Below are 12515 nucleotides of genomic sequence, written 5' to 3'. Positions count from 1 at the left end.
ACCCGGCTCAGGCGGGTCGCACCCAGTCCTGACCGGGCTGCCAGTCCGCGAACGCGTAGTCCGCGAGCGAGACCTGGGCCCCGCCGGCCGTGGCCGCGGCGATCGCCTGGTCGCGGTCGGCGCTGGACCGGGCGTTGAGGTCGCGCAGCGCGGCCTTGAGGTCCTTGACGTCGCCCCCGAGGTACCCCTGGACGATGTCGCCGAGGTGGGGGCTGATGGGCTTCTGCGCCGCCTGCACCTTGGCGATCTGCGGGTTGCGGACGATGGGTTCCGGCGCCCGCTTGACGGTGTCGGCGAACCAGCCGCAAAGCTTCTTGTAGGGCGCGATGACGTCGGCCGACTCGACCACCGAGAGGTCGAAGGGCGGCTGGTCCATGCCGGCTGCCAGGCCCTTCTGGTAGTCCGTCGTCGTCATCGACTCGATGACGGCGTTGGCCTGCTCGGGGTTCTTGGTGTTCCCCGCGATGAAGAACTGCGACGGCGGGGTCCCGCGGTAGGTGGTCGGTGCCGCGCCGTCGGGGGTGAGGATCGGCCCGACGCCCATCTTCTCGACGAAGGCGGGCACGACGTTCTTCGCCCCGCCCGCGCACCAGGGGCCGTCCGGGAAGTAGCCGGCGACGCCGGAGGCCCACCGGGTCCGCGCGTCGGCGACGGTCAGGCTGCCGCTGCCGGCGAGGATGAGCCCGGAGTCGTTGAGCTCCTTCCAGAACTCGATGGCGTTGACGTACGTGTCGTCGTCGTACGCGAACTCGCCCGTCGTGTACTTGGTGCCCTGGAACCCGGGGAAACCGGCGGCTTGCGCCAGGTCGTCCATCTGCTCCCGCATGCGGGCCACGCCGCCGAGGGCCAGGACCATGGGGGCGGCGTCCGAACCGCTCGCCTTGATCTTCTCCAGGTTCGCGCGGTACTCGTCGTAGGAGGCGGGCGGGGAGTCCGGGTCCAGGCCCGCGTCGCCGATGACGTCGACGTTGAACCACTGGGCCGCCGCGTACTGCTGGTAGCTGAACAGCGGCAGCCCGTAGAGCTTCCCGTCGATCGTCGTGATGCCCTCGGCGTAGGCGCCCTCGGGCAGGGCCGCCTTGGCCTGGTCGGACAGGGTGATCTCGTGCAGCCAGCCTTCGGCGACGAGCGCGGGCAGCGGCAGGCCGACGACGTTGCTGTAGATGTCCGGCAGCTGCTTGGACTGGTTGGCCAGCTGCAGCGCCTCGGTGGAGCGGCTGACGTCGTTGTAGGTGTACTCGATGGCGACGCCGAGGGCCTGCGACTGGGTCTTCGCCCACTCCTTGTGGAACTTCTGCAGGGCACTGAAGTGGTCCCACCACCGCAGGGAGGCGGAGGCACCGGGGCCGGCGCCGCTGCCGCTGCTGCCTCCGCAGGCGGCGAGCAGGGCCAGGGCGGACAGTCCACCGCTGCCGGCGAGCAGCGAGCGGCGCGAGATCTGGGGCATGACGGTTCTCCTCGTCGAGAGTGGTCGTGCGGAGGTGGGGAGCGAGCTAGGACTTGACGGCTCCGGCGATGCCTTCGACGAAGTACCGCTGGAGGAAGAGGAACAGCGCGACGATGGGCAGGATCGAGATGACGCCGGCGGCGGCCATCCCGGACCAGTCGGTGGCGTTCTCCCCGACGAACGCCTGCATCCCGACCGACAGGGTCCGCAGGTCGGGGTCGCTGAAGGAGAACACCAGCGGCAGGAAGAAGGCGTTCCAGGTCGACAGGAACGTCAGCAGCGCCACGGTGGCGGTGACGGGCATCGACAGCGGCAGCATGATCTGGAAGAACACCCGCCCGAAACCCGCCCCGTCGACGGTCGCGGCCTCCTCCAGCTCCTTGGGCAGCTGCCGGAAGTAGCCGGCGTAGATGAGGATGGCCGACACGTTGGCCGCCCCCGAGAGGGCCAGCACCATCCCCGTCAGGGAGTTCAGCAGCCCCAACTCCATCGACAGCTTGACGATGGGGATGATCGTGTAGCCGGTCGGGACGAACAGCGTGGCGACGAGGACACCGACGATGACCTTCTGCCCCCGGAAGCGGTAGCGGCCGAGCACGTAGCCGGCGAGGGCGCAGCGGACGACGACGATGACGACCGTCGACACCGTGAGGATCACGGTGTTGACCATGTACCGGCCGAAGTTCGCGTCGGTCCACGCCCGGGAGTAGTTCTCCCACGCGAAGTCCTCCGGCACGAGTTTCAGCCCGGCGGTGAACACCTCCAGCGAGCTCTTGAGCGAGGCCGAGACCATCCACACGAAGGGGTAGACCCAGACGAGCGCGAGGACGGCGAGCAGGAGGAGCACACCCCACCAGGGCGCGCGGCGGGCGATGCGGCGCCCGAGGGACTCGGCGGGCGGGGCTGCGGCCCGCGGGGACCGGGTGAGCGTGGTCACGAGAGCTCCTTCCGGCTGCGCCGTGCCACGACGAGCGCCCAGGCCTGCAGCGCACCGACGACCATGACGAACAGCCCGAACAGGACGGCGGCCGCCGAGGCGAAGCCGAGCTGCGGGATGGAGGCGCTGAACGCCCAGCGGTAGATGTAGATCTCGATGATCTCGGTGGAGAAGAACGGCCCGCCACCCGTCATCGTCTGCATGAGGTCGAAGGCGTGGAACGTGTCCTCGACCGTGAGCACGGTGATGATGAGCAGGAACGGCATGAGCAGGGGCAGCGAGACGTACCGGAAGATGTGGAACGACCCGGCGCCGTCGATGCGCGCCGCCTCGTAGAGCTCGTTCGGGATGGTCTGCAGGGCGGCGAGCCAGTAGACCATCGTGATCCCGAAGAACTTCCACACGTACACCGCGGCGGCCGTGACGAGGGCCGTCCCGGAGTCGCCGAGGAAGTCGATCCCGGTGTCGGCCCCCAGCGCCTTGAGGAACGCCGTGAACGGGCCGCTGGCCGGGTCGAAGACGAACTGCATGACGACCCCGACGATGGCGGTCGTCGTGACCACGGGGAGGAAGTAGACCGTCCGGAAGAAGTTCCGCAGGGGGAGCTTGGGCGAGTTGAGCAGCATGGCCAGCAGCAGGCTGAGCAGGATCCGGGCCGGTGCCACCAACAGCATGAAGACGAGGGTGATCTTCACCGACGACCAGAACGCCGGGTCGGCCAGGACGGCCTGGTAGTTGCTGATCCCGACGAAGCGCTGGCTGGAGGAGAACCCGTTCCACTCCACGAGCGAGTACCAGTAGCTCGCCACGATCGGGTACAGCGTGTAGAGGCCGTAGAGGACGATCGTCGGGGTCAGGAACGCCCAGATCCAGATCGTCTGGCGGCGGGTGTCGACGCCGCGCGGGCGGCGTCGGCTGGTCGCGAGCTCCGTCGGAGCCACGGCCGGAGGCGGGCTGATCGTTCTCGCCATCGAGGGTTCCCTCCCTACCGGATCTGGCTGAGCGAGAAGGTGGCCGGGTCGCCGCCGGTCCGGTGGCCCCGGTCCAGCGCGCTCACCGCCGTCAGCTCGTCCTCGGTGAGGACCAGTTCCGCGGCGGCCAGGTTCTCGGCCAGCCGCTCCCGGCGGCTGGACTTGGGGATGACGACGTGCCCGGACTGGAGGTGCCAGGCCAGGACGACCTGGGCGGGGCTCACGCCGTGGCTGTCGGCGATGCCGACGACGACGGGGTCGGCGAGGTCGGCGCCCTGCCCGAGCGGGGAGTACGCCTCCACGACGATGCCGCGCTCCCGGCAGGCCGCGACGAGGTCGCGCTGCTGGTACGTCGGGTGCAGTTCGACCTGGTTGACCGCCGGGACCCCGTCCAGGGCGTCGAGGTGCTCGACGAGGAAGTTCGAGACCCCGACCGCCCGGACCCGTCCGTCGGCGTGCAGCCGCTGCAGGGCGCGCCAGCTGTCGGCGTAGCGGCCGGCCGCCGGGTTGGGCCAGTGCACGAGGTAGAGGTCGAGCTGCTCGAGCCCCAACCGGGTGCACGTGTCGTCGTACGCGCGCAGCGTGGAGTCGTAGCCCTGGTCGCCGTTGCGCAGCTTGGACGTGACGAACACGTCCTCGCGGGGCAGCCCGCTCGCCGCCAGGGCGGCCCCGACGCCGGCCTCGTTGACGTAGGCGGCCGCGGTGTCGACGTGCCGGTACCCCAGGTCCAGGGCGTCCTCGACGACGCGCTGGGCGTCGTCCGGCGGGACCTGGAAGACCCCGACCCCCAGCTGCGGTACCGCGACGCCGTCAACGAGCCGGACGGCGTCCAGTTCGGGGGCGGTCACCGCGGTTCCAGCACGAGGAGGGACACCGACGGCAGCGGGAGCTCGACGGTGGCCGAGAACGTGCCCCCGCTGACGGTGACGTCGCGGGCGGGTTCGAGTTCCTCCAGACCCTGCCGGGCCTTCACCGCGGCGAGCTGCTCGGCCGTCGGGTTCTGCGGGCTGCCCTGCTCCGTCCACGCGGTGTGCGCGTTGCTGTGGGTGGCGTCGATGCGGTGGTGGTGCAGCGAGTACGTGCCGTCGGGCAGGTTCTCCACCCGCAGCGCGACCGGGGTCGACCGGGTGTCCTCGTGGTACTGGTCGTCGGTGTGCCGCCAGACGAGGACGCTGACGCGGCCGGCGGCGTCGGCGGAGGCCAGGGTGTCGACCTCCTCGGCCATGCTGCGGCCGTCCCCGGCGTCGAGGTCCTCGACCGGGCTCATGGCGTCCGACACCGCGGTGAGCCGGCGGCCGCCGAGGCGGGAGACCATGCGGTAGGCGTTCAGCAGCGGCTTCTCGATCCCGCCGGCGGTGAGGAACGCCCGCGTCCCCTCGAAGTACCGCTCGCCCTCGAAGTAGAAGCTCCACGACGTGGCCTGCTCGACCGTGACGGTCTCGGTCTCGTTGAGGTCGAGGATCTTCTTGAACAGCTTGACCTGGAACACCGGGTAGTACTCGGTGTTCTGGAACTGGAAGTTCGCGTTGTCGTAGACGCTGTAGTGCGCGGGGACGCCCGCGTCGCACTCGTCGACGATGGCGGGCAGGCCGTGGTACTGCGGGAACTCGGCGACGACGCGCTGCATGCGGCGGATCTCGTAGAGCATCTTGTGCGTCGAGGGGTTCTGCTTCTCCGGCGCGGGCGCACCCGTCGGGCCGTAGACGCGCCAGGGGGTGAACGCCGATCCCTTGGTGTGGAAGGAGACGAAGTCGAGGGGGACGTCGTGCTCGGAGGTGTACGACAGGAAAGTGCGCAGGAACTCCACCCCACCACCCGTCACCGCGGGCCCGCCGACCTTCGCGTCCGGCAGGACGCTGCGGACGGCCTCGGCCGTGACGCGGTACAGGTCGCAGAACTGCTCCGGGGTGCCCTTCCAGTAGAAGATGTCCGGTTCGTTCCAGAGTTCGAAGAGCCACTCGCGGACCTCGGCGACGCCGTAGCGCTCGACGCAGTGCTGCACGTGGGCCGCGACGAGACCGCGCCACTTCTCGTAGTCCTTGGGCGGGTACGCCCAGGCGCCGGCCTCGTAGTTGCTGTACACGGTCGGGCTGGGGACGACGGTCAGCTCGTCGGCCTCCGGGGGCAGGAGGTCGCGCGGGGTGAACGCGATCTCCATGAGCACGTGGTGGCCCGCCTCGACGATGGCGTCGTAGGTCTGGTCGGCGATGGTGAAGTCGTAGTACGGGTTCCCGTCGGCGTCCTCGTGGTAGACGTTGCCGTTCCCCCAGTGCGGGATGCCGAACCCGGAACCCGAGCAGAAGACGTAGTGGGGACGGATGAGGAACGGCCGCGGCGACAGGTCGCCGAAGGTGTTCAGGAGGGTCCGGCCGGTGGCCGTGTACGTCCAGTTGATCTCGTCGTAGCCGATGCTCTCCCACAACCGGGTGAGCGGGCCGCGGTCGCTGGCCGCGTCGACGACGACGGTGGCGGACTCGACGTGCGGCGCGTTCGGGTCGCTCGGCGCGGAGCGGGGGAAGTGGTTCGTGTCGGTCGACAGACCGGGGTTGTGAGCAGTGCTGGTGCTCATGGTGGGCCCTCCAGGGCAGGGTTCAGCCGGGTGACGACCGGCGAGTCGGGTGCGAGGTGCTCAGGCGGGGGCGTCGTACGCCCCGAGGGCGCGGTCGCGCGCCTCGGTGATGTGGGCGGCCATCGCCGCGTGAGCGGTGGCCGGGTCAGCGGTGCGCAGACCCTCGAGCACGCGGGTGTGCTCGGCGACGCAGTGGTCGGAGTCGGTGACGCCCCCGCCGCCGAAGAGGCGGAAGCGCTGGATCTGGCCGCCGAGGGCCTGGTAGGCCGAGAGCAGGAACTCGTTGCCGGTGGCCTCGGCGATGATGCGGTGGAAGCGTTCGTCGGCTTCCCAGTACTGGCGGAACTCGTGGAACGCGGGCCCCAGCGGGGCGGTGGCGAGGTCGTGCACGGCCTGTTCGAGGTCGGCCAGCACCTGCGGGGTGAGGCGTTCGGCCGCCATCTCGGCGAGCGCGGGTTCCAGGACGAGCCGGGCCTGCATGAGGCGGACGAGTTCCTCGGGGGTCGCCACGGGCGCCACCCGGTACCCCTTGAGCGCGGTGCGCCGCACGAGCCCGGTGGACTCCAGACGCGCGAGGGCCTCGCGGACGGGGGTCTGCGAGACGCCGAACTCGCGGGCGAGCCCGTCGATCCCCAGCGCCGCACCGGCCTTGAGCTCGCCGTCGATGAGGAGGTCCAGCACGGCGTCGTAGACGTGGTCCGCGAGCATCTGGCGGCTGGGCGCCGGTGCACGACGGGTCCTCGTCTGATCCACGAGCGTCATCGTAGACAGCCTCCCGGGGGCTGATCGGTTCGTGTGGCGGGTGGTGTGGCGGGTGGTGCGGCATCGGTGTCACCTCCTCGGCGCCGCCGTCGGCGCCTGCTCCTCGTCGAGCCGTTCGTGATGTCATCGACCGTAGATCGTGCACGATCGACGGTCAAGAGAATCTCTAGACCTTTTTCGTCGCCCTTGCGTGTTCACTGCTGCGAGTTGTTCGATTTTCTTGAACGTTGTCCCTCGATGAACGGACCGGTGCCGTGGACGGTTGGCCTGAGGCGGTGCAGGACCACCTCCGTGAGCTCGGGGTGGTCGTCGTGGAAGACCTCGACGACCCCACCGGACCCGCCTGGTGGGTCGTCCTCCCCACGGGATCACGACACCGGTACGACGTGGTCCTGCGTGAGCGGCTCAGCACAGCCACCGCAGCGACGGTCCCGTTGTTGGACGGTCCGTCCCTCGTCGTGACGCGGCACGTCGCGGACGCCGCAGCGGAGGTCCTGCGCGGTCGAGGCGCGCACTTCGCAGACACCGCAGGCAACGTCCACCTGCGATGGCCGGACGCCGTGGTGGACGTCCGTGGACGTCGCCCGCCCACCTCTGAGGCCCGCCCGGCCGACCGTCCCCTCCGCGCCTACAGCCCGCGCGGGCAACGCGTCACCTTCTCGCTCCTGTGCGATCCCGGGACCGTCGGGGAGAGCTACCGGACCATCGCTGAGCGCAGCAGGACGTCCCTCGGGACGGTCCAGGCCGTGCTCGAGGAGCTGCAGGGGCAGGGACACCTCCTGGTCGACGGTCGCCGACGGACGCTGCACGGGACGCGCCTGCTCTTCGACCGGTGGGTCGAGGCCTACGTCGTCCGCACAGCTCCCCGCCTCACCCGGGCACGCTTCGACTCCTCCGACCACTCGTGGTGGCGGCATGCGGACGAGGACCTCCGTTCGGACGGTGCGGTGTGGGGCGGCGAGACCGGAGCCCACCTCCTGGACGGGTTCCTCTCCCCTGCTGTTGCAACCGTGTACGCCGACGGCCTTCCGCGGCAGACGTTGCTCGCGCACCGCCTGCGGAAGGCGGACGGGGTCGGTGACGTCGTGGTACGTGAGCGCTTCTGGAACTGGCCGACACCGGCAGAGGGCCATCCCCTGGCACCTCCACCTCTGGTCTACGCCGACCTCGTGGCGACCACCGATCCCCGCTGCCTCGAGGCGGCCGAACGTCTCCGGAGTGGTGATGCTGTCCTACGCCGACTCGACCTCTCCTGAGCTGTCCGTCCTGGCCGGTGCGCTCCAGCCCCTCCTGATGCGGGCTCGGACGACGGGCGTCGACCTGATGGTCGTCGGCGCCATGGCCCGCGACCTGCTCGTGCACCACGCGCAGGGGACCAGGCCGGACCGAGCCACCCGGGACATCGACATCGCTCTGGCGGTGGCGCGGTGGTCCGACCTCGACGACGTGATGAGCAGTCATCCACGAGTGGGCGACTCCCCGCACCGCTTCCTGGTCCGCGGCGTCGAGGTCGACGTCGTTCCCTTCCGCGGCGTGGAGACGTCCAGCAGGACGATCCGTTGGCCGAACGACCACTCATGGCGGTGCTGGGTTTTGAGGAAGCTCTGCGCAGCGCCGTGCTCGTCGAACTCCCGGGTGGCGTCGTCGCACCCGTCGCTTCCCTCCCCGCCCAGTCCCTGTTGAAGCTGCTGGCCTGGAGGGACAGGCGACAGGACACCCGCAAGGACGCGGTGGACCTGCGGACGATCCTGGTGGCCAGCGGTCACGAGAACCACCTCGAGCAGCTCTACGACAACCATCCGGACCTGCTCGAGTCGTACGGCTTCGATCCCGGGGAGGCCGCGGCCCACCGGCTAGGTGCCCAGGCCCGCGCGCTGGTGGACCGCGACGCCGCAGCGACCGTCCTGGCACTGCTGGTCGACGACGAGTTCGTGGACCAGTTGACCGCCGCCGGCGGACCCTCCACCGCCCGCGGCCGGCTGCTGCTCCACGCCTACCGTCGCGGATGGGTCGAGGGAGTCTGATCTCACCCACCACCTCCGCGTGACGTCCCGAGGACACCACCACAGGGCGGAAGCGCTTTCCCTGTGAAAGGGTCAGTCGGTGAGTGGAACGTTCCTCGACGGCGTGCGAACACTGGCCCGCGGAGTCCGCGAAGAGCCCCGCCCCTTCCGCATCGCGATCATCGGTTCGGCGATCTACGGCATCGGCAACGCCGCCAGCGGTTTCCTCGTCGGCCGGGTGACCAGCGACGTCGTGGTCCCCGCTGTCACGGGGTCGGGTTCCGTCGGCGTCCGCGACGTGTGGCTCGCCGGGGGGACGCTCATGGCGGTCACCGTCGTGCTCGTCGGTGGCGTCCTGCTGCGCCGGATCTTCGGCGGCGCGTTCACGTTCGCCCTCCAGGCGCGCTACCGGCGCCACCTGGCCCGCCGGTACCTGGACCTTCCGCTGACCTGGCACCACGCCCACCCCGCGGGCCGCCTGCTGGCCACGGCGAGTTCCGACGTCGAGGCGACGTGGCAGGCCACGATGGTCCTGCCGTTCGCGATCGGCACGGCGGTCCTCATCCTCTTCGCGGGCATCGCGATGGTCCTGGCGGACCCCGTGCTCGCCGCCGTGGGGTTGCTCGTGATCCCGGCCCTGCTGGCCTCGAACATCGTCTACCAGCGCCGCATGTCCCCCCTCGTCGTCGCCGTCCAGCGGCTGCGCGGGGAGGTGTCCGCGACAGCCCACGAGAGCTTCGAGGGCGCCCTGGTCGTCAAGACGCTCGGCCTGGCCGACGAGGAGGTCACCCGGTTCCGCGCCGACGCCGAACGCCTGCGCGACGCCAACGTCGCCGCCGGCCGCACCCGCGGGGCGTTCGACCCCGTCATCGAGGCCCTGCCCTCGCTCGGGACGCTCCTCGTCCTCGTCGTCGGGTCGGTGCGCGTGGCGTCGGGGGCCACCGACGTCGGCGACCTCGTCCAGGTCGCCTACCTGCTCAGCCTGCTCGCGTTCCCGGTCCGCTCCTTCGGGTGGCTGCTGGGCGACCTGCCCCGCACCGTGGCCGGCGACGCGCGCGTGCAGGACGTGCTGCGGGAGGAGGCGCGCACCGAGTGGGGCACGGACCCGGCCCCGGCCGGCGGCCCGCTCACCGTCACCACGACGGGGTTGTCCTACCGGCACCCCGCGCCCGCCCCCGACCCGCTGGCCGACCCCGGGGTGACCCACCACGAACCGCCGCCGGTCCTCACCGACGTCACGCTCGACGTCACGGCGGGTACCACCGTCGCGGTCGTCGGTGGCACCGGTGCGGGCAAGTCGACGCTGGCCGGGCTGCTCGTCCGCCTCGTCGACCCCTCCACCGGGGACGTCCTGCTCGACGGCGTCGACGTCCGCGGCCTGGCCGAGGGACAGGTGGCCGGGGCCGCCGCCCTCGTCCCGCAGTCGACGTTCGTCTTCGACGACACCATCCGCGGCAACGTCGCCCTCGGCCTGGAGGTGTCCGACGACGAGGTGTGGCAGGCGCTGCGGCTGGCCCGCGCCGACGGTTTCGTCGCCGCCCTCCCCCACGGCCTCGACGAACTCGTCGGCGAACGGGGCTCCACGCTGTCCGGTGGCCAGCGCCAGCGCCTCGCCCTGGCCCGCGCGCTCGTCCGGCAACCGCGGCTGCTCGTCCTCGACGACGCGACCAGCGCCCTGGACCCGGCCGTGGAACGCGCCGTCCTGGACGGGCTGGAGGAGTCCGGGACCGGGACGACCGTCGTGGTCGTCGCCTACCGGCCCGCGACCATCGCCCTCGCGGACGAGGTCGTCCACCTCGACCACGGCCGGGTCGTCGACCGCGGACCGGCCGCCGAGGTCGCCGCCCGCGACGAGGGCTACCGGGAACTCGTCACCGCCTACGCCCGCGCCGCCGCGGACCGGGCCACTGCCGAGGCCGCCGGGGAGGGTGCCGCGTGAGCGTCCAGGAGAGCACCGTCGACCGCGGGGTGATCGCTCGCGCCCGGGAACTCACCCCCGAGTTCGCCGAGGGTATCGGCGTCACCCTGGCCATCGCCGCCGCGACGACGCTCGGCAAGCTCGCCGTCCCCGTCGCCGTCCAGCAGACGATCGACACGGGCGTGCAGGCGCAGGGCGGCCCGGACGTCGGCCGCATCGTGGTGCTGTGCGTGGTCGCGGCACTCGTCGTCCTCGTGACGGCCGGCACCGCGTGGATCGTCAACGTGCGGTTGTTCCGCGCCACGGAGGCGGGGCTCGCGACGCTGCGCGTGCGCGCGTTCCGGCACGTGCACGACCTCGCCGTCCTGACCCAGAGCGGCGAGCGCCGGGGCTCCCTCGTCAGCCGCGTGACGAGCGACGTCGACACGATCTCGACGTTCCTGCAGACCGGGATGCTCGTCCTGGTGCTGTCCGCCGGGCAGGTGCTGCTGGCGACGGCGGTGATGTTCTTCTACTCCTGGCAGCTCGCCCTCGTGGTCCTCGGCTGCTTCGTCCCGCTCGTGCTGGCGCGGCAACGGTTGCAGCGCCCCGTGACCCGGGCCTACAAGGCGGTCCGGGTGCGGATGGGCGACCTGCTCGCCGCAGTTTCCGAGACCGTCGTCGGCGCCGACGTCATCCGCGCGCACGCCGCGTCGGAGCGGTCCTGGAAGCGGATCGACGCGGCGATCGAGGCGCACCGCAAGCAGGCGGTCAAGGCGCAGACGGCGACGGCCGTGACGTTCTCCTCGGGCGTGTTCGTCTCGGGTCTCGTCGTGGCGCTCGTCATCGTCGTCGGAACCCTGCTCGGTCTCGACGGGGACATCACCCTCGGCAAGCTGCTGGCGTTCCTGTTCCTGGCGCAGTTGTGGGTCGGGCCCGTGCAGGCCGCGACGGAGGTCCTCAACGAACTGCAGAACGCCCTCGCCGGGTGGCGCCGCGTCGTCGACCTCATCGACACCCCCGTCTCGGTGCCCGAACCCCGCGAACCCCGCGAACTGCCGCGCGGGCCGGTCGACGTGCGGGTCCAGGACGTCGCCTACTCCTACCCCGGCTCGGCCACGGTCGTGCTGTCCGGGGTGACGCTGCACTTCCCCGCCGGCTCGCGCACGGCGGTCGTCGGGGAGACGGGGTCGGGCAAGACGACGCTGTCGCGTCTCATCACGCGGCTGGTCGACCCGGTCGAGGGCACGGTCCTGCTCTCCGGCGTAGACGCGCGCGACCTGCCGTCGGCGGAACTGCACCGCCGGGTCGTCGCCGTCCCGCAGGAGGGTTTCCTCTTCGACACGACCGTCGGGGACAACGTCCGCCGCGGGCGACCCGGCGCGACCGACGCCGACGTCCGTGAGGCGTTCGCCGACCTGGGCCTTGCGGCCTGGCTGGACGGGCTGCCCGAGGGTCTCGGAACTCCCGTGGGGCAGCGCGGGGAACGGCTGTCCGCGGGCGAGCGCCAGCTCGTGGCGCTGGCCCGCGCCCACCTCGCCGACCCCGACCTGCTCGTCCTCGACGAGGCGACGTCGTCCGTCGACCCGGCGACGGAGGTCCGGTTGCAGCGCGCCCTCGAGGGCGTCCTGTCCGGCCGCACCTCGGTGGCCATCGCCCACCGGTTGTCGACGGCCGAGGCCGCGGACACGGTCGTCGTCGTGGACTCCGGTCGCGTCGTCGAGGTGGGCCCGGCCACCGAACTGGCCCACGCAGGCGGACCGTACTCGCGGCTGCACGCCGCCTGGACGGCGCAGCACGCCTGACGTCAGTCGAGGTCGGGCGCGAGCTCGAACAGCGCGTCCTGGTCCACGCCTTCGGCGCTGCCGAGCGCGGCCCGGCCGAACGCGCCGCCGGACAGGTCGGGGAACGCCTCGCTCACGGCCCCGA

The 12515-nt window shown here is 71.4% G+C and carries 10 protein-coding genes; 4 read left to right on the top strand and 6 right to left on the bottom strand.

Annotation, left to right across the window (positions count from 1 at the left end):
* Positions 1–7: 7 nt before the first annotated feature.
* Genes AB1207_RS09560 through AB1207_RS09535 form a run of 6 tightly spaced genes read right to left on the bottom strand, consistent with a single transcriptional unit; the run spans position 8 to position 6686 of the window.
* The gene (locus AB1207_RS09560) at positions 8–1447 is read right to left on the bottom strand and encodes an ABC transporter substrate-binding protein (protein WP_367637883.1); all 1440 of its coding nucleotides are present in this window, start codon (positions 1445–1447) and stop codon (positions 8–10) included.
* A 46-nt stretch (positions 1448–1493) separates the two neighbouring features.
* The gene (locus AB1207_RS09555) at positions 1494–2384 is read right to left on the bottom strand and encodes a carbohydrate ABC transporter permease (RefSeq protein ID WP_367637881.1); all 891 of its coding nucleotides are present in this window, start codon (positions 2382–2384) and stop codon (positions 1494–1496) included.
* A complete protein-coding gene (locus AB1207_RS09550; RefSeq protein ID WP_367637880.1) occupies positions 2381–3325 on the bottom strand; it encodes a carbohydrate ABC transporter permease in 945 nt (314 codons plus the stop codon). Before AB1207_RS09550 ends, AB1207_RS09555 begins: the two co-directional genes overlap by 4 nt.
* A gap of 44 nt (positions 3326–3369) precedes the next feature.
* Entirely contained in the window at positions 3370–4203 is an 834-nt protein-coding gene (locus AB1207_RS09545) for an aldo/keto reductase (protein ID WP_367637879.1), read from the bottom strand.
* Positions 4200–5924: a GH39 family glycosyl hydrolase gene (locus AB1207_RS09540; protein WP_367637878.1), complete on the bottom strand. Its 1725-nt coding sequence runs from the start codon at positions 5922–5924 to the stop codon at positions 4200–4202. The genes AB1207_RS09545 and AB1207_RS09540 overlap by 4 nt, the downstream gene beginning before the upstream one ends.
* A 60-nt stretch (positions 5925–5984) precedes the next feature.
* Complete coding sequence (locus tag AB1207_RS09535; protein ID WP_380172387.1) at positions 5985–6686, bottom strand: GntR family transcriptional regulator; 702 nt, start codon at positions 6684–6686, stop codon at positions 5985–5987.
* A gap of 275 nt (positions 6687–6961) precedes the next feature.
* Here AB1207_RS09535 and AB1207_RS09530 point away from each other — a divergent pair, with 275 nt between their 5' ends.
* The 4 genes from AB1207_RS09530 (at position 6962) to AB1207_RS09515 (ending at position 12391) form a co-directional block, all read left to right on the top strand.
* Complete coding sequence (locus AB1207_RS09530) at positions 6962–7942, top strand: type IV toxin-antitoxin system AbiEi family antitoxin (RefSeq protein WP_367637877.1); 981 nt, start codon at positions 6962–6964, stop codon at positions 7940–7942.
* Between the two features lie 303 nt (positions 7943–8245).
* Positions 8246–8710 carry a hypothetical protein gene (locus AB1207_RS09525; protein ID WP_367637876.1) on the top strand — a complete coding sequence of 155 codons (465 nt, stop codon included), beginning with the start codon at positions 8246–8248 and terminating at the stop codon, positions 8708–8710.
* 79 nt (positions 8711–8789) lie between these two features.
* Complete coding sequence (locus tag AB1207_RS09520; protein WP_367637874.1) at positions 8790–10628, top strand: ABC transporter ATP-binding protein; 1839 nt, start codon at positions 8790–8792, stop codon at positions 10626–10628.
* The gene (locus AB1207_RS09515; protein WP_367637873.1) at positions 10625–12391 is read left to right on the top strand and encodes an ABC transporter ATP-binding protein; all 1767 of its coding nucleotides are present in this window, start codon (positions 10625–10627) and stop codon (positions 12389–12391) included. Before AB1207_RS09520 ends, AB1207_RS09515 begins: the two co-directional genes overlap by 4 nt.
* Positions 12392–12515 lie beyond the last annotated feature (124 nt).

Origin of the sequence: Kineococcus endophyticus, from assembly GCF_040796495.1 — a bacterium.
GTDB lineage: Bacteria > Actinomycetota > Actinomycetes > Actinomycetales > Kineococcaceae > Kineococcus > Kineococcus endophyticus.
Note: the sequence above shows the minus strand (reverse complement) of the source record. Positions and strands in the feature narration are given on the sequence as shown.

Bases quoted from the DNA above. Each gene is read 5' to 3' on its own strand.
- AB1207_RS09540 (WP_367637878.1), bottom strand. From the start codon at position 5,924: ATGAGCACCAGCACTGCTCACAACCCCGGTCTGTCGACCGACACGAAC.
- AB1207_RS09535 (WP_380172387.1), bottom strand. From the start codon at position 6,686: ATGACGCTCGTGGATCAGACGAGGACCCGTCGTGCACCGGCGCCCAGC.
- AB1207_RS09560 (WP_367637883.1), bottom strand. From the start codon at position 1,447: ATGCCCCAGATCTCGCGCCGCTCGCTGCTCGCCGGCAGCGGTGGACTG.